Raw genomic sequence first — 15362 nt, 5'->3', positions numbered from 1 at the left:
CGTTCCCGAAAGCTTCATTGCGTTCTCCGGCTGTATCTAAACGGGGAGTGATCGTCATTGCGGCGTGCGATCTACGCTCCAACCACCATGTATATCGTACTGCACATGCTCGTGCAACGTCAAATGGTCCTGATGGTCAGGAGGTGATCTAGTAGTACGGAGTAATCGTAGCTACAGTACGAGCGCGATTCAACCAAAAGCTGGCACGTCCCGTGCAAGATGGCGATCGCGGAGCACAACAGGAGGAGCAGTATGGCCGAAGTGCCGGAAGTGGAAACGATCGTGCGCGATCTGCGCCTGGCGGTGATCGGGCGTAGGATCATGGGGGCGGAGGTGATTCGGGCGGAGGCGGTGCGCTTCCCAGCGCCCGATGAGTTCGTCGCGCTGCTGGCCGGGCGGCATGTGCTGGCTGCGGAGCGCCGCGCGAAGTATATCCTGCTGCCGCTCTCCGGCGATCTGCTGCTGGCGATCCACTTTATGCTCTGGGGTACGCTGACGCTCACGCCCGCCGACGCGCCGCGTCCCGCCGATACGCTGATTGTCTGGACGCTGGATCGCGATGAGGAGCTGCGTCTGCTCGACACGCTGGGCTATGCTCGCGCGGCCCTGGCAGCGCCCGCAACGCTGGCCGAGCGACTCGATCTCCATGCGCTCGGCCCCGAAGCGCTCGATCCCGGCTTTAGCGTCGCGGTGCTGGCGCGCCAGCTTGCCGGGCGGCGCGGCGCGCTCAAGACGGTGCTGCTCAACCAGCGCGTGCTGGCCGGGCTGGGCAACCGCGATGCCGACGAGAGTATGTGGCTGGCGGGCATCGATCCCCGGCGTGTACCGGCCTCGCTGACGACGGATGAGCTACAGCGGCTCCACGGTGCGATCTGCGCGGTGCTCGAAGAAGGCATAGCTCTGCGCGGCACGCAGCGCGATCTGTTTGGACGCAAAGGCCGCGCCAAACATCGCCGCAACATCTTCGAGCGCACGGCAGAGCCTTGCCCGCGCTGCCAAACGCCGATCGAGCGCGTGCGGCTTGGCGGACGCAATACCCACTACTGCCCCGGATGCCAGCGCTAGAGCGCCGCGCTCGGATCGCGCCGATCTACCGTTCCACCTGCCGCGCCGCCTCGTCGGTTGTCGCCTCCGGCTCCTGCCACAAGCGCCAGAAACGATCGAGCGCGTGCGCCACGTCGGGCAGCTTCTCGAAGTGCGGCAGGCCCAGCGTCGGCGTGATGCGCGCGCCGTGCCAGTTCGGCAGCTCAAGCGCTCTGGGCAGCAGCTCGAAGCTGACATAGGAATCGTGATCGTAGATCACCAGCACCGGCAGCTCAAGCCGCTGGTACACGCTCTGCCAGATGTCGGGCGTGAACAGCTTGCCGCTCACAAAGTACAGCGGCGCGTAGCGCGCGCCCGGCTGGTGGGTCGTCGGGTAGGCGTACTCAAGCAAGCCCTGATCGACCGGCCCGACGAAGCTCCGGCTAAGAAAGTACCTGAGGCTCGGCGGCGAAACCAGCAGATCGTAGAATGCCTGGCTCCACAGCGGAAACGAGAAGATCCGCAGCAGCCGATCGCCGCTGCCCTGCCGCCCCGCGCTCTGTACCCGGTTCTCGGCGTTGCGCTCGCTCAGGCCCGACGGCGAGATCAGCGCCAGCGAGTGGAAGAGATCGGGCCGCTCGTAGGCCGCCCGCGCCACGAACTCGCTTCCTAGCGAGAGCGCGATCACATCGGCTTTGTCGCTCACCTGCGTCTCGATGAACTCATGGATCGCGCTGGCGTACAGCGCGGGCGAGTACACCCGATCCGAGCGCTCGGAGAAGCCAAAGCCCGGCAGATCGAGCGCGTAGACCGGACGCTGACCACGGTAGTGCTCGAAGATCGGACGCATCTCGTAGGCCGAAGCGCCCGCGTTGATGCTGTGGATCAGCACCAGCGATCGGCCCGCTCCACCTCGATCGGCGTAGTAGCTCAGCCCGCCTGCACTTGCACTCTCGAACGTCTGCCGCTCGGCATCCAGCGCCGGGGCCAGATCCATGTCATGGTTGATCGCCAGCGCGCTATAGCCGATCCAGCCCCCTATCGCGGTCGCCAGTGCTGCCAGCAGCCCGCCGATGCCTTTCGCCGTCGACAAGAGCGGATTCGCCCGTCGTCTGGCGCGCTTGTTTTTGATCATCGTCATCACCTCTTTTGCTAGTCTATTGTGGATGGGGAACACAGGCAGGATGCTCTGCTTTCAGTATAATCCGATTCGATCAGCCGGATCGAACACACGGCGGCGACTGATCGATGACAGATCAGCCGCCGCCGAAACCTGCCGGGCCTTTCCAAACTCCCGGCGCGCTACTCTTTGTTCGTTTGTTCCCCTGTTCCTTTGTCCCTTTGACGCCCTAGCCGTTCACAATCTCGCCGCCGTTCGGGTGCAAAATCTGCCCGCTGATGTACGACGAGTCATCGGAGGCCAGGAAGACGTAGCATTTCGCCACCTCTTCGGGCTGGCCCGCTCGCTTCATCGGCACGTCCGCGCCGAACTTGGCGACCTTGTCGGGCGGGAAGGTCGCCGGGATCAGCGGCGTCCAGATCGGGCCGGGCGCGACGCCGTTGACCCGAATGCCCTGCTCGACCAGCGACATCGACAGCGAGCGCGTAAACGCCACGATCGCGCCCTTGGTCGATGAGTAGTCGAGCAACTGCGGGCTGCCCTTGTAGGCCGTCACCGACGTGGTGTTGATGATCGCGCTGCCTTGGCCCAGATGCGGCAGCGCCGCCGTGGTCAGGTAGAACATGGCGAAAATATTAGTGCGGAACGTGCGCTCCAGCTGCTCGGCGCTGATCTTGTCGATGCTCTCCTGCGGATGCTGCTCGGCGGCGTTGTTGACCAGAATATCGAGGCGGCCAAGCTGATCGACGGTCTGCCGCACCGACTGACGGCAAAACTGCTCGTCTCCGACATCACCCGCGATCGTCAGGCAGCGACGGCCCTCCTGCTCGACCTGCCGCCGGGTTTCCTCGGCGTCTTGATGCTCGTCAAGATAGACGATCGCTACGTCCGCTCCTTCCTTGGCAAACACGATCGCCACCGCCCGCCCGATGCCGCTGTCGCCGCCCGTAATTAACGCCACTTTACCGCTCAGCTTGCCGCTGCCCCGGTACGACGCATCCTCTGCCTCCGGGCGCGGCGTCATCTCCGACTCAATGCCGGGCTGACGCTCCTGATGCTGCGGCGGCTGAAGCTGCTGATTCTCGTCTTCGGACATCGCTGCCTGCTCCTTTCTTCCTCTTAATGGGTCTGGTTTCGCGCTTGCAGCACCAAACCAGACCCCAAAAAGACGGTGTACCGCTCTGCCGCAGGTCCGGAATGCTCACCGCGTAACGCCTGTCAGTTATGGCTCGCGCGCTACGCGGTCCGGCTGGGCAAGGCATGTGCCAGCAACCACCGCCCAATCGCCGCGATGATTGTTTGCATCTTTCACAAGCCTCTGGTATAATCCTCGACGCAAACGGCGTGGGCCTCTAGCTCAATTGGCAGAGCATCTGACTCTTAATCAGCCGGTTCTGGGTTCGAGTCCCAGGGGGCCCACCACGCACCTCTCCACCAATAAAGGCATTAAAGCTACCCTATGGAAATTGAATTCGCTTTCCTCGCCGATGCAGCACAGGTTCCGCCCGATGGGAAGCTTTATGTGCTTGGCGGCAGCGTCGACCGTATTCACGCCCAGCAGTTTCCGACAACCCATCCCTCGATGACGCTGGTGATCAAGGTGCAATTACTCGCCAGCGAGTGCAACCGGCCTCATCAGATCCAGATCGATCTTTGGGACGAGCGCGGTAATCCGGTGCTCGATCCGGCGATCAGCGCGGAGTTCGGCGTCGGCCCCGACCCCGACGATCCGGGCGGCCCCAGCTCGGTGCTGATCCCCGTCAACATGATGGGCCTTCAGTTCCAGCGTCCTGGCGCGTACGAGTTCCATATCGTGATCGATGGGCGACACCTGAAGACCGTGCCGCTGCGCATGTTGCAGGTCGCCGGTGGCAACGGTCAGGCAATGCAGCCGCCCACCGCCTGACAACAAAGCTGAGAGCATAGCAGACGGGACTGGATACGCTCCAGTCCCGTTGTCGTATTGCGGCCCTTGAGGCCCGGCCAGCCGAATCAGGCGGAGGCTCTGCGGCCCCAGCCCAGGTACAGCCCCGCGCCGATCAAGATCAGCGGCAGCCAGATCAGGCTATTGGCGACGGCAAAGAGACGCGCCCCCTGCACGATCGCCACGATCAGCCCCGCGCCAAAGAGCGGCACCGCCGGGAAGATCGGCCAGGGACTACGGACGTTAAAGAGCCGCTGCCCAACCACGAAGATCCCGACAAAGCCCACCGCAAGGCCCCAGAGGATCGCCGTAGCGCCCGCAAGCGGCACGAACGTTAAGCCCATGCCCAGCCCAACCAGAAGCGCGCCGGGGATCAGCAGCCCGTACAGCCGCCGCCAGAACGCGAAGAACAGAATGCAACTCGCGATCGTCAGCAGCACCATACTCGCCGTGAAGGTCCCCGCTACGGCGCTGCCCGGCATCGGCGGCATCGGCGGCATCGGCGGCATCGGCGGCATTGGCGGACTAGCGATCCCTGAGGCGATGCGGCCCAGCAGCATCAGCAGACCGACAAACAGCAATATCAGCGCAACAGCGTTATTGCGTCGCTGCGTCGCCAGCGCCGCCTGCTCCTGCCCTGCCGTCGAGAAACGCTGCGTGGTCATGCCCGCCGACGAAAATCCTGAACGCTGCTCCTGCGCGGTATGCGATTCGACGAACTCGGTCCCCATAGCTGCTCCTTGTACGAATAGCGGCACGTCATGCCTGTCACGATCGCGGTATGATTTCGCTTAGACGAGCCAGCCGACGCGAGAGTTGCAGCCACAGGCCTGCGGAAATTCACGGCAAAAAGATTTGCATTCTTGACGGACTTAAGGTACACTACGTGAGCGCTAAGCAAACCCCTGACAACGTCGGGGGCGTTGTTTGCGGACCGGGCACATCGCTGTGAGCGGACATCAACATACGGCCCCATCGTCTAGCGGCCTAGGACGTCACCCTCTCAAGGTGAAGATCGCGGGTTCGAATCCCGCTGGGGTCACCAAACGAAGGTATTAGCGCTTGCTCTAATACCTTTTCGTTTGCGGGAGTGGCTCAGTTGGTAGAGCATCTCCTTGCCAAGGAGAAGGTCGCGGGTTCGAATCCCGTCTCCCGCTCCATTAACAAATCAAAAAGGCGTTCCGTCGCTGGCATATATTGCTAGAGGAACTTCCCGACTCTCCGCTCTTGATTCAAGAGCAAGCCACCCTGCGAAACAGCAAGCAGGGGCAGCCGCCGAGTAACTGGCGGCTGACGCAAGGCGGCAACAGCAAACACACCCGCCGATGGCTCCGGGCATCGCTCCGGAGCACAGGTGAGGGCTGAAACCGGTGGCTTAAGCGACCACCAGCGTCGTCGGCAACGGCGGCGGCTAGGCGACAGCGCTGGCCCAGGGAGAGCAAGGTGTGTGGGGCCGGCTTATTGGTGGCAGCGGTCATGCCCAGCGCATGATCGCGCGACGACCACCTCGCAGGCTCACATCGCCGCGGCGCGGGCGAGGTTGAGTAACGCTCAACAGACCACAAGCCGCCTCCTGCACCGCAGGAGAGAGAGATGACGGACACGAACAGAATCGGGGGTACGGCCTTTTTGATCATCTATTGGGGTATCGTCTAATGGTAGGACGCCTGACTCTGGATCAGGTAGTTGGGGTTCGAATCCCTGTACCCCAGCCACGCACACAGCGTCGCTCTTGATTGGAGCGGCGCTGTGACGTTTAAGCAGCCGTCGACGTCCGTGGACAGCAGAACAGGTGGCCCGCAGGTTGCAGTAGCCTGGCAGCATGAACACACAACGGCTTAGGAGATATGCAAGCGCTGGCCTCGTGCTGCTTGGCCTCGTCGCGTGCTCGCTGGCGGATGAGCGCGTGGCGGTGCCGACCGCTGAGCGACGACCGACGAGCGCTCCCAGCGCCGTCGCGGCAGCGCCGACGCCCAAGGTGCCGACGCCAACCTTTGTTCCGGTCGGCGGCGACGTGCCTCCGGCAAGTCCACCCGCATCCAGCCCACCCGCAGCAGGCGGAGACGCGGCCGCGCCGCTGCTGCTCGAAGATACCGCCTGGCAGGGCGGCTATCGACGTGCCAGCGGCAACAGCGTGTACGGGGGCCGAACGGCGACGTGGATCTATGGCAGCAGCACGCAGTACAACACTATGCAAGCCATCTTCGAGCTGACCGTGCAGCCGGGTGGCATGGCCGAGCTCAGTATCGAGGGTATGGACTCCGAGGGCGCGGCCAAAACGCCGATTCGCATAAGCGTCAACAACACAGAGATTTTTAACGGTCCCAACCCGCTGCCCGACGACGATTTGCCGCTCGACACAGGAACCTGGGCAACCTACACCTGGCGCTTCGACGCGGTGCTTTTGCGTCCTGGGCGCAACGTGATCGGCATCAGCAATCTCGCGCCAGGCGCGTTTAGCCGCCCGCCGTTCTTTATGCTCGATTATGCGCACCTACGATTTTAACAGGACACGATCTTCGGGCTGCATGGCTCAGGACGAAAGAACAAAGACCAAAGGGGCGAAGAACCAGGAGCCAGGAACCAAGCGAACGAACGAAGCATAAAGCAAAATCTTCAACCTGGAACTCGAAACTCGGCGTGGAATGAAGCGACCGAGATTGGAAGCGATCAGGCGGAACGTCGCAGCCGCACCCGCTGCTTCGGCGCTGGTACGGCCTGGGGCAGCAGCGACAGGCGTGGCTCGGCCAGGGATTGAGCGATCGAGAGCGCAGCCATCACATTTTGGACCTGATAATCGGCGGCATCACACGGGCACGGCGCATCGACGATCAGGATTGTAGTCATGCCCAGCGCTTTGGCCGGAGCCAGATTATGCGGCGTATCTTCGAGCAGCACCGCCTCATGACCCGCAAGACCCATCTCATCCAAAACATGCTGGTAGCACGCCGGATCGGGCTTGGCGACGAAATTGAAGTAGCGCAGATCGAAGATGCGCTCGAAATGATGTGCCAGGCGCATCGCGCCAAGCACACGCTCGGCATGTTCGCGCGGCGAGTTGGTAAAGATCACCTTGGGCAGCGGCAGCCGCGCCAGTGCCAGATCTAGCTCGGCATCGAACCGCAGCAACCTGTCGACTTCGATGTCGTGGACAAATCTGAGGTACTCCTCCGTCTCCACGTCGGCATAGTACTGCTGCAAGCCGCGCAGCGTCGTGCCGTAGGTGGTATAAAAGTGATGGCGCAGCCTCGACGCTTCATCTTCAGGCAGGCCAAGCCGCTGCTGCACATACTCGCCGATGCGGCGGTCAATGCTCTGCATCACCCCTGAGGATGCTGGATACAGCGTATTGTCAAGATCGAATAAAATCGCGCGGATGGTCATAGGTAGCTCCTTTGCGCGCGTGGCGTCGATTCCAGAAGAGACAGAAACGGCCCTCCACACTGCGAAGGGCCTGTGGCAGACGACGCCGAGAAAAACAGTGTTGGTAGTATAGCAATTGGTATTCCACAATGTCAATACATAATGTGTTAAAAATGATTTAAAGATCGCTTAACTCCTGGGACCACGCAGCCGCAGAACAGGCACAAACAGAGCCGTGGTAAAATCGGCTGAAACTTCTCGCAGCCAACAACGTACACTACAGAATAAGGAGCACCGATGGAGCCGCAGACCGACGAATTGCGCTGGATCGACGCGGCATTGCTGGGCAGCCACGAGGCGTTTGCACATCTGGTAGATGCATACAAAGCGCCGGTGTACAACATTGCGTATCGGATGCTACGCAACGGGCCGGAGGCCGAGGATGCCGCCCAGGAGATCTTTCTGCGGGCCTACATCAAGCTGGCAACCTACGATCGTAAGCGTAAGTTTTCAACCTGGCTGCTCTCCATCGCCTCCAATTATTGTATCGATGTACTGCGCCGACGGCGTGCCACGCTGGTGGATCTCGATGAAGTTGCGTTCGCGCTGCCGAGTGAAGCCCCCGGCCCGGAGCGCAGTGTAATCAATCGTGAGCAGCGCGAAGCCGTTGCCCGCGCGATCAACCAGCTTCCCGATACCTACCGGTCGATCACGGTGCTGCGCTACTACCACGATCTTTCCTACGAGGAGATCGAGCAGATCACGGGATTGACCGAAGCGACGGTGAAAACACGGTTGTTCCGTGCGCGGCGCCAGCTTGAAGAGCTGCTCGACGCAGAAGGAGCTTTGCCGTGGACTGTCGAAACGCGCACGCGCTGATCGCCCGTGAGCCGCAGCTTCAGCCAGAGGAGCAGCGCGCGCTCACCGAGCATCTGGCGCATTGTCCAGCCTGCCGCGACGACATGGCCGATCCGATGGGGCGTGCCCTGTCCCAAACCACGATCGAGCTAGCGCTGCCGCCGCCCGATTTCACCGCCAAACTGCTCCAGCGCCTACCGCAGGAGTCGCCGCTAGAGATAGCTCGCCGTGAGGCACGCCAGCGTCAGCGCCGCCAGTACATCGCCGGTAGCAGCCTTGCCGCGCTGATCGTCGCCAGCCTGCTGCTTGGCGTCAGCACACAATCGGCATGGGTCGGAACCTCGCTCGGCCTTGCCGCTCAGAGCATCCTCGACATCACCGCCGCGTTCGTGTGGCCGATGATCGTCATCCTCGCCGGTGCCGCGATCGTCGCGTTTTTACTCCAGCGCTCGTTACGTCAACCCAACACCGGCTTCACTCTTGGCGCGGCAGCGCTCGCCTGCGTGCTGGTGCTCGGCACGGGGGCACTGCTCGGCTGGACCGAACAAGCCGATTCCTCATCCGCGCCACAAGCGGCTACCATCGCGACGATCGCGCAGCCGATCCGCGCGACCGGCTCGATCGGCGGCGATGTCGTCTCGCTGTGGGGCGACATCGTCGTCGATGGGCAGGTCGGCGGCAACGTCGTCAGCCTGCTGGGCGATGTCACGCTCACGAGCGGCGCGCGGGTCCAGGGCGATGTCCTGGCCGGCAGCGGGTGGATCATGTCCCAATCAGACCAGATTGCTGGGGTAGAGCGACGTGGCGTGCTTGGGACGAGCATTGCGCTCAGCGGCGCGATCGGCAGCGGCGCCGATCGGCTATCGCCGGGTGTTGTCCGAGGGCTGACCGGGCTGCTGGGTGCGCTGATCACCCTGGCGCTCGCGGGAATCGTCGTGCTGCTGTGGCCGCAGCGCACCCTTCAGACCAGCCGCGTGCTGCCCGATCGGCCCTGGCTGGCGCTTGGGACGGGCCTGCTGATCACCGTGCTGCTGGCGCTGCTGACACTGCCGCTGCTGGCGCTGCTGGCGGTGACAGTTGTTGGCCTCCTGCTGGTGCCGCTGATCTTGCTACTGCTGCATCTGCCCTACATCCAGGGACTGGCAGCGGTCGGGCAGGCGCTCGGCCAGCGGCTAACCGGCGCTGTCACAATCGGCAGCGCGCTGTGGGGCGTCGCGGCGCAGCTTGTAGTCGTGATCGGCATTGGGCTGATCGCGCCCACGGCGGGGCTGATCGTCTTCTACCTGCTGGCGAGCCTGGGCCTCGGCGCGCAGTTGATCGAGCGACGCGGCGGGCTGGCGCTGTAGCGCAGGGGCCTCGCGGCACGCAGGCTGCCGGGCACAGATCGATCAGGAGCATCCGATGCGGGCAGCCGATATAGACGATCTACAACAGCAATTTCGGGCATTCGTCGGTCGGCTCGTCCACGGGCCGACCATCGCCGTGTTATGTCATAGCGACGCGGATGGGATCGCGGCAGGGGCGATCCTCGTCCGCGCGCTGCGCCAGCTTGGGCATACGGTCGCGGTGGAAGTGACGCGCAAGGGTGAGCATGGCTGGTCGGCAAGCGTCCGCGACCGCCTTGACCGCGTGAAGCCGCAGGCGCTGATCGTCGCCGACCTGGGCAGCCGCGACCAGCCGATCCTTGCGGACGTACCCACGCTGCTGATCGACCACCACCGTCCGGCGGGCGTCGCGCCGAACGCAGCGCTGCTGACGGGTTACGGCCACGATCCGACGCCGACAGCGGGCCTGCTGGCCTACTGGTGCGCCTCGGCGGTGACGGACACTGACGCCTGGTGCTGGATCGCCGCGATCAGCATCCTGAGCGACATCGGCGAGCGCGCGCCGTTCGCGCTGCTGGACGATGCCAGGCGGCGCTACAAGGCCACACCGCTGCGCGAGGCAACTACCCTGCTGAACGCGCCCCGCCGCTCCGCCAGCGGCGACACAACTCCGGCGCTCCACCTGCTGCTGACTAGCGACGAGCCGCGCGCGATCATCAGCGGAGCCGCTCCCGAAGTCGAGCGGCTCAAACAGGCTAAGACCGAGGTCAATCGCGCCTTTGCCGAGGCGAAAAAGGCCGCGCCCAGATTCAGCGGCAACGTCGCGGCGATCCGCATCCACACACCATGCCAGGTCCATCCGCTGATCGCGCAGATCTGGCGCACGCGGCTGCCGACGTATATCGTCCTGGGCGTTAATACCGGCTACCTGCCGGGCTACGTCAACTTTAGCGCCCGCGCTCCCAGGGAACTAAACCTGCTAGATTTTCTGCGGCAGCACGCGCCAGCCGATGCGGGCGCTGCCTATGGGCACGGCCACGATCAGGCCAGCGGCGGCATGCTGCGCTACAGCGCGTGGAATGAGTTTATCGACGGCCTGGGGTTCGGGCCGGAAATGCACGTACAATCGCAGGAGAACGGTAGAGATCGAAGGAGCGTCCAAGATTGAACACACAGGCGCGACGCTTTGGATTTGCGGTCAAAGTGCTGGGACAGCCCGGACTTAAAAGCAACGACGCGCGCCGCTGGCAAAACGAGCCGCATCTCAGCGTATCGCTGGACTATCTGCGGCAGATCTTCGCGTATCTCGACAGTCGTAGCATCACGATGTACCGGATGTCGTCGGATATTGCGCCATACGTGACGCATCCCGACATGCCGCAGTTTCACGGCCAGATCAAGCAATGCCGCCGTGAGCTGCGCGAGCTTGGAGCGCTGGCGCGGGCGCAAGGGCTGCGGCTATCGTTTCATCCGTCGCAGTTTGTGGTGCTCAACAGCCCCGACCGGGCGCTGGTGGACAAAAGCATCTGGGATCTGGAAGCGCAGGCCGAAATGCTGGATTGTATGGAACTGGGGCCGGAGGCCGTGCTGGTGATCCATGTCGGCGGCACCTACGGCGATCGTGGGAGCGGCTGCCAGCGGTGGATCGAAACCTACCAGCGCTTGCCGGAGCCGGTGCGTCGACGGCTGGTGCTCGAAAACGACGATATTCGCTACAGCGCCGCCGACGTGCTCTCGATCCACGAGCAGACCGGCGTGCGTCTGGTCTTCGACTACCAGCACCACTGGTGCAACAATCCTGAGAGCCTGGAGCTGCGCCCGACGCTGGAGCGGTTTATCCGATCGTGGCCGGAGGGCGTGCGGCCTAAAATCCACTACTCGTCGCCGCGCACCGAGATGCGCGAGATCAAGCGCAAGAATCGCAAGACCGGCAAAACGGAAACCGTGCTGCAAGAGCCGATCTGGACCGGCCATGCCGATTTTTTGAATCCGTTCGAGCTGATCTCCTTCATGCGCATGGCGGACGATCTGGAGTTCGACGTGATGCTTGAGGCAAAGTCCAAAGATCTGGCGCTGCTGCGGATTCGCCGCGATCTACCGCGCTACGCGCCCGATGTCGCGGCCCGATTCGGACTGGAAGCGCGGCCCAGCGCCGAAGACGAAGAGCGGACAGAGGAGCTGTTGGAGGCGGAGGCGGGCGACGACTAATCGACAAAGGAACAGCAGCATGGCGGACGAACGTACGACGACGATGGCGCAGCTACGCGCTCAGGGCATGGCCTGCACCCGCTGTGACCTGCATCTGACCGGCACGCAGGTGGTGTGGGGCGAGGGCGATCCCTACGCGCAGGTGATGCTGATCGGCCAGGGGCCTGGCGAGCAGGAGGCCAAAGCGGGACGGCCTTTCGTCGGGCCTTCGGGCGAGGTGCTCAACGAGGCGCTGGCGGCGGCGGGCATCGACCGGGCGAAGCTGTGGATTACCAACACGATCAAACACTGGGCTACCTCGCTCAACGAGCGGGGGCGCAAAGTGAACCGCGCGCCCAAAGCGGGCGAAGTCCAGGCATGCCGCATCTGGCTGGACGGCGAGCTGACGATCGTGCAGCCCAAGATCTTAGTCTGCATCGGCGCTCCCTCGGCGCAGGCGGTCATTGACAAAAAATTCAAAATCACCGAGTCGCGGGGCCAATGGTTCACAGGGCCGAACGGCGAAGACGTGATCGCCACGTTCCATCCCTCGTACCTGATTCGGCTGCGGGCCGCCGATCCCGCCGCCTACGATGCCGCCTGGGCGCTGGTGCTGAGCGATTTTCGGGCCGTCGCCGCGCGGGCCAACGAGCACAATATGACGCTGGATTGAGCGCGCTCGATCCTCTCGAATCCGGCGGATATTGGCACACAAATTGCGTGCGAACCACAGATATATCCATTGCTGGGCGCGTAGGAGGAGAGGGAAATGCCGAGGCTAGAGGGACAGCGCTCCAATACGGGTCTGTATGTTGTGTTGCTGCTTGTATTACTACTGGTTGTCTTCGTGCTGATCGAGTACGCCGGTCTGATCAACCTGATCCCGAATTTCGGTGCAGCGTAAGGAGAGCCGGGATGCGCAAAGGAACAGAGCTAGTGGGCAAGCCAGTTGTTGCGTTCGACAGCGGCGAGCAATGTGAAAGCATCAAGGATCTGCTCTTCGATCAAAACAATAATCAACTGCTTGGCTTCCTGGTCGATGAGGGCGGCTGGTTCAGCAGCGCTCGCGTGCTACCGCTGCAAAGTATCCAATCGATCGGGCCGGACGCGGTGATCGTACCCGCGAAGAACGCGGTGGTGAATGCGGTGCAGGTGCCGGAGATTCACCGGATTCTTGAGCGCAACAACGTGCTGCGAGGCACGAGAATCATGACGACCGACGGACGCGATCTCGGCACGATGGTCGATCTCTACTTCGACGAGCAGACCGGCGCGGTCGAGGGCTACGAGGTATCGGGCGGACTCTTCGCCGATGCGTACTCCGGGCGGTCGTTCGTGCCCGCGCCACAGACGCTCAAGATCGGCGAGGATGTGGCGTTCGTGCCGCCTGAAACCGCCGACCTGATGGAGGAGCAGGTGGGAGGCATTCGCGCCGCCGCGCAGAGCGCGGGCGAAACCCTGGAAGACACAACAGCACGTGCCTCAGCCTCGCTGACGAACACCGTGGTCGATCCGGCGGAGCAAAAAGCGTTCGTCGTCGGCAAGAGCGTCGCTCAGGATGTGGCGACACCCGACGGCACACTGCTCGTCGCGCAGGGTCAGTCCGTCACGCCGCTGGCGGCAGAAGAGGCTGAGCGCCAGGGCGTGCTGGATCGGCTGTACCGGGCGGCGGGCGGTCGCCTTACCGCTGGAATCAGCCAGATCGTCCAAGGAGCGGTCGCGAGCACCACGATCGAGCAGGCGCGGGGGCGGCGCGCCCAGCGCGCGGTGCGCACGAATGAGGGGGTGATTATCGCCGCGCCGAGCCAGATCGTCACCGAGGTCGTGATCGATCGGGCGCGCACGTATCACAAAGAGCAGGAGCTATTGGACGCGGTCGGACTCTCCACAGGCGATGCCGCGCAAGCCAGCGCCAGCACCACCGCCACATCAGTCGGCGAGCGCGTCCAGGCGACAGCCCAGCAGACCAGGGCCGAGGCCGGGAATCTGTGGGATCGCGTCAAAGCCTCGGTCAACGACTTCCAGACGCGCACCGAGCAGCAGACGCTCGACCACCGCATCAAAGACGCGCTTGGCCGTCCGGTATCGCGGGTGATCCTCGACCCGCAGGACCGGGTCATCCTCAACGTCGGCGAGCTGATCACGCACCAGGCCATCGACACGGCCCGCCAGGCAGGAGTACTCGACATCTTGCTAAGCTCGGTGTATGATAAAGATCCCGACATCTCGACGGACGAACTGCGAGCGTCAGAGCGGGGTAGCGCCTCGCTGGAAGAACGCGAGCACAACGCTGGGTTGTAACAACACCATCGTATGGTCGACCCTTCCTCTAGGGTCGACCAGATTTCTAACGCAGTAGCCCAAGGATCAAAGGGTGTACCGGCACATCGACGATGCTGTGCCTGTATTCGATCACAGTATTGCTGTCCAACCGGTGGCGTAGCCTACGTCGCGGTCGGCAGCTCTTCGGAGACAACCAACCATGCCCATTCGCAAAGTCCAATCGGAGCAGGTCCAACCACCACGCACGCGCATCTTGATCGTCGACGATCAGCGCGAACTCGCCGATATGTTGTCGAACGTATTGATTGATGAGGGCTACGATGTAACGGTGTGCAGCGATGGCCGCGAGGCGATCCGCTGCATCAAGGATGTGCAGCCCGCAGCGCTGATCCTCGATATTATGATGCCGGAGACGGACGGCTTTGAAGTTTTACGCCAGTTGAGGAGCGATCCCTCAGGACGCCGCCTGCCGGTGGTGCTGATGAGTGCCGCCTGGCGATCCAACGAGAAGCAGCGGCAGATTGGCACGACGATGGACATCGCGCCGACCGTTGTGCTCCCCAAGCCTTTCGAGCTTGCCGAGCTTGACCGTTGCCTGCGTCAGCTTGGCGTCTCGGCGCAACAAGCTGTCTAAGCAAACTTGGCATTCTCCCCCACTCTGAGATATACAGCCCCAGTATCCGCTGCTGTAAAGGGCGCGGGTTGGCGTACCGCTTTACATGCAGCATACATTCTGTTATAGTTGGTCGCAACGACCCCTACATTCTCCCCACGTCCCACCCGACTATCTGGAGCCTGGCGAAGGAGAACGGCCATGAGTATCACAATTCTAGTCTTAGATGATGATGAGGTTATCCGTGGCTTGCTATGCGAAGTGTTGCAAGATGAAGGCTTCCGGGTCGTCGCGGCAGAAACCCTGCCTGAGCTTTTGAAGATTGCGCCCAAGCACGCCGATGCGCTGATCACCGACCTACTCCTGGATTTCGAGGCGGTTGGCATCATCGCCATTGAGCAGGTCCGTAAGATCACGAGGCCCGATCTACCGGCGATTATCTGCACCGCCGCGCTCAAGCAGAGCGAAGATCACAGGGCCGACATTCTGCGGCTGGGCGCTCAACTGCTGCTGAAGCCGTTTACCATCGACGAACTGCTCGATATGGTGGGCCGCGCGATCAAGCCAGCGGTTTCCAAGCAGCCGCTATTGCCACTGCACCTGCAAACGGTCTGTGCCTAGGCCGAGGGAGCACCAAGAACCAAAAACAAGGGAGCCGGGTGCCAG

16 protein-coding genes and 4 tRNA genes are annotated in these 15362 nt (G+C 62.8%); 16 read left to right on the top strand and 4 right to left on the bottom strand.

Translation table 11 applies throughout. The annotated features are described in order from the left end of the window. The first annotated feature begins 252 nt into the window (after positions 1 to 252). Complete coding sequence (locus tag VFZ66_14280; GenBank protein HEX6290353.1) at positions 253 to 1065, top strand: DNA-formamidopyrimidine glycosylase family protein; 813 nt, start codon at positions 253 to 255, stop codon at positions 1063 to 1065. 25 nt (positions 1066 to 1090) lie between these two features. On the opposite strand, the gene VFZ66_14275 is transcribed toward VFZ66_14280, so the two are convergent. Both VFZ66_14275 and VFZ66_14270 read right to left on the bottom strand, forming a co-directional pair. Continuing rightward, positions 1091 to 2164 (bottom strand): alpha/beta fold hydrolase, encoded by a 1074-nt coding sequence (locus VFZ66_14275; protein ID HEX6290352.1) that lies wholly within the window; start codon positions 2162 to 2164, stop codon positions 1091 to 1093. Positions 2165 to 2372: 208 nt separating this feature from the next. Then, positions 2373 to 3239: an SDR family oxidoreductase gene (locus VFZ66_14270; protein ID HEX6290351.1), complete on the bottom strand. Its 867-nt coding sequence runs from the start codon at positions 3237 to 3239 to the stop codon at positions 2373 to 2375. A gap of 250 nt (positions 3240 to 3489) precedes the next feature. On the opposite strand from VFZ66_14270, the gene VFZ66_14265 reads away from it, so the two are divergent. Both VFZ66_14265 and VFZ66_14260 read left to right on the top strand, forming a co-directional pair. Further along, positions 3490 to 3565 (top strand) — tRNA-Lys (locus tag VFZ66_14265). Between the two features lie 37 nt (positions 3566 to 3602). Continuing rightward, positions 3603 to 4049, top strand: coding sequence for a hypothetical protein (locus tag VFZ66_14260; protein HEX6290350.1), 447 nt, complete (start codon positions 3603 to 3605; stop codon positions 4047 to 4049). An 86-nt stretch (positions 4050 to 4135) separates the two neighbouring features. Here VFZ66_14260 and VFZ66_14255 read toward each other — a convergent pair whose 3' ends face one another. Then, positions 4136 to 4798, bottom strand: a complete 663-nt coding sequence (locus VFZ66_14255; GenBank protein HEX6290349.1) for a hypothetical protein — start codon at positions 4796 to 4798, stop codon at positions 4136 to 4138. A gap of 237 nt (positions 4799 to 5035) precedes the next feature. On the opposite strand from VFZ66_14255, the gene VFZ66_14250 reads away from it, so the two are divergent. The 4 genes from VFZ66_14250 (at position 5036) to VFZ66_14235 (ending at position 6573) form a co-directional block, all read left to right on the top strand. Next, a tRNA-Glu gene (locus tag VFZ66_14250) sits at positions 5036 to 5112 on the top strand. A 39-nt stretch (positions 5113 to 5151) separates the two neighbouring features. Then, positions 5152 to 5227, top strand: a tRNA-Gly gene (locus tag VFZ66_14245). 481 nt (positions 5228 to 5708) lie between these two features. Then, a tRNA-Gln gene (locus VFZ66_14240) sits at positions 5709 to 5782 on the top strand. 107 nt (positions 5783 to 5889) lie between these two features. Then, positions 5890 to 6573, top strand: coding sequence for a hypothetical protein (locus tag VFZ66_14235; GenBank protein ID HEX6290348.1), 684 nt, complete (start codon positions 5890 to 5892; stop codon positions 6571 to 6573). 164 nt (positions 6574 to 6737) lie between these two features. Here VFZ66_14235 and VFZ66_14230 read toward each other — a convergent pair whose 3' ends face one another. Then, positions 6738 to 7451 carry a pyrimidine 5'-nucleotidase gene (locus VFZ66_14230; GenBank protein ID HEX6290347.1) on the bottom strand — a complete coding sequence of 238 codons (714 nt, stop codon included), beginning with the start codon at positions 7449 to 7451 and terminating at the stop codon, positions 6738 to 6740. A gap of 276 nt (positions 7452 to 7727) precedes the next feature. On the opposite strand from VFZ66_14230, the gene VFZ66_14225 reads away from it, so the two are divergent. From VFZ66_14225 to VFZ66_14185, 9 genes are all read left to right on the top strand, one after another. After that, complete coding sequence (locus VFZ66_14225; protein ID HEX6290346.1) at positions 7728 to 8309, top strand: sigma-70 family RNA polymerase sigma factor; 582 nt, start codon at positions 7728 to 7730, stop codon at positions 8307 to 8309. Next, complete coding sequence (locus tag VFZ66_14220) at positions 8282 to 9634, top strand: hypothetical protein (GenBank protein ID HEX6290345.1); 1353 nt, start codon at positions 8282 to 8284, stop codon at positions 9632 to 9634. Before VFZ66_14225 ends, VFZ66_14220 begins: the two co-directional genes overlap by 28 nt. Positions 9635 to 9689: 55 nt before the next feature. Then, positions 9690 to 10781: a DHH family phosphoesterase gene (locus VFZ66_14215; protein ID HEX6290344.1), complete on the top strand. Its 1092-nt coding sequence runs from the start codon at positions 9690 to 9692 to the stop codon at positions 10779 to 10781. Further along, positions 10778 to 11821, top strand: coding sequence for a UV DNA damage repair endonuclease UvsE (gene uvsE, locus VFZ66_14210; protein HEX6290343.1), 1044 nt, complete (start codon positions 10778 to 10780; stop codon positions 11819 to 11821). Before VFZ66_14215 ends, uvsE begins: the two co-directional genes overlap by 4 nt. A 19-nt stretch (positions 11822 to 11840) precedes the next feature. After that, a complete protein-coding gene (locus VFZ66_14205) occupies positions 11841 to 12473 on the top strand; it encodes a UdgX family uracil-DNA binding protein (GenBank protein ID HEX6290342.1) in 633 nt (210 codons plus the stop codon). Between the two features lie 96 nt (positions 12474 to 12569). Beyond that, entirely contained in the window at positions 12570 to 12704 is a 135-nt protein-coding gene (locus VFZ66_14200) for a hypothetical protein (GenBank protein ID HEX6290341.1), read from the top strand. 11 nt (positions 12705 to 12715) lie between these two features. After that, complete coding sequence (locus VFZ66_14195; GenBank protein ID HEX6290340.1) at positions 12716 to 14101, top strand: PRC-barrel domain-containing protein; 1386 nt, start codon at positions 12716 to 12718, stop codon at positions 14099 to 14101. Between the two features lie 181 nt (positions 14102 to 14282). Next, a complete protein-coding gene (locus VFZ66_14190) occupies positions 14283 to 14717 on the top strand; it encodes a response regulator (protein HEX6290339.1) in 435 nt (144 codons plus the stop codon). Positions 14718 to 14897: 180 nt separating this feature from the next. Continuing rightward, positions 14898 to 15317, top strand: a complete 420-nt coding sequence (locus VFZ66_14185) for a response regulator (protein ID HEX6290338.1) — start codon at positions 14898 to 14900, stop codon at positions 15315 to 15317. Positions 15318 to 15362 lie beyond the last annotated feature (45 nt).

This window comes from Herpetosiphonaceae bacterium (genome assembly GCA_036374795.1).
Classification (GTDB): Bacteria; Chloroflexota; Chloroflexia; order Chloroflexales; family Kallotenuaceae; genus LB3-1.
Note: the sequence above shows the minus strand (reverse complement) of the source record. Positions and strands in the feature narration are given on the sequence as shown.

What these genes read in the sequence shown, in the direction of transcription:
- VFZ66_14280 (HEX6290353.1), top strand. Translation starts at nt 253, where the DNA reads ATGGCCGAAGTGCCGGAAGTGGAAACGATCGTGCGCGATCTGCGCCTG.
- VFZ66_14275 (HEX6290352.1), bottom strand. Translation starts at nt 2,164, where the DNA reads ATGACGATGATCAAAAACAAGCGCGCCAGACGACGGGCGAATCCGCTC.
- VFZ66_14270 (HEX6290351.1), bottom strand. Translation starts at nt 3,239, where the DNA reads ATGTCCGAAGACGAGAATCAGCAGCTTCAGCCGCCGCAGCATCAGGAG.
- VFZ66_14260 (HEX6290350.1), top strand. Translation starts at nt 3,603, where the DNA reads ATGGAAATTGAATTCGCTTTCCTCGCCGATGCAGCACAGGTTCCGCCC.
- VFZ66_14255 (HEX6290349.1), bottom strand. Translation starts at nt 4,798, where the DNA reads ATGGGGACCGAGTTCGTCGAATCGCATACCGCGCAGGAGCAGCGTTCA.
- VFZ66_14235 (HEX6290348.1), top strand. Translation starts at nt 5,890, where the DNA reads ATGAACACACAACGGCTTAGGAGATATGCAAGCGCTGGCCTCGTGCTG.
- VFZ66_14230 (HEX6290347.1), bottom strand. Translation starts at nt 7,451, where the DNA reads ATGACCATCCGCGCGATTTTATTCGATCTTGACAATACGCTGTATCCA.
- VFZ66_14225 (HEX6290346.1), top strand. Translation starts at nt 7,728, where the DNA reads ATGGAGCCGCAGACCGACGAATTGCGCTGGATCGACGCGGCATTGCTG.
- VFZ66_14215 (HEX6290344.1), top strand. Translation starts at nt 9,690, where the DNA reads ATGCGGGCAGCCGATATAGACGATCTACAACAGCAATTTCGGGCATTC.
- VFZ66_14205 (HEX6290342.1), top strand. Translation starts at nt 11,841, where the DNA reads ATGGCGGACGAACGTACGACGACGATGGCGCAGCTACGCGCTCAGGGC.
- VFZ66_14200 (HEX6290341.1), top strand. Translation starts at nt 12,570, where the DNA reads ATGCCGAGGCTAGAGGGACAGCGCTCCAATACGGGTCTGTATGTTGTG.
- VFZ66_14195 (HEX6290340.1), top strand. Translation starts at nt 12,716, where the DNA reads ATGCGCAAAGGAACAGAGCTAGTGGGCAAGCCAGTTGTTGCGTTCGAC.
- VFZ66_14190 (HEX6290339.1), top strand. Translation starts at nt 14,283, where the DNA reads ATGCCCATTCGCAAAGTCCAATCGGAGCAGGTCCAACCACCACGCACG.
- VFZ66_14185 (HEX6290338.1), top strand. Translation starts at nt 14,898, where the DNA reads ATGAGTATCACAATTCTAGTCTTAGATGATGATGAGGTTATCCGTGGC.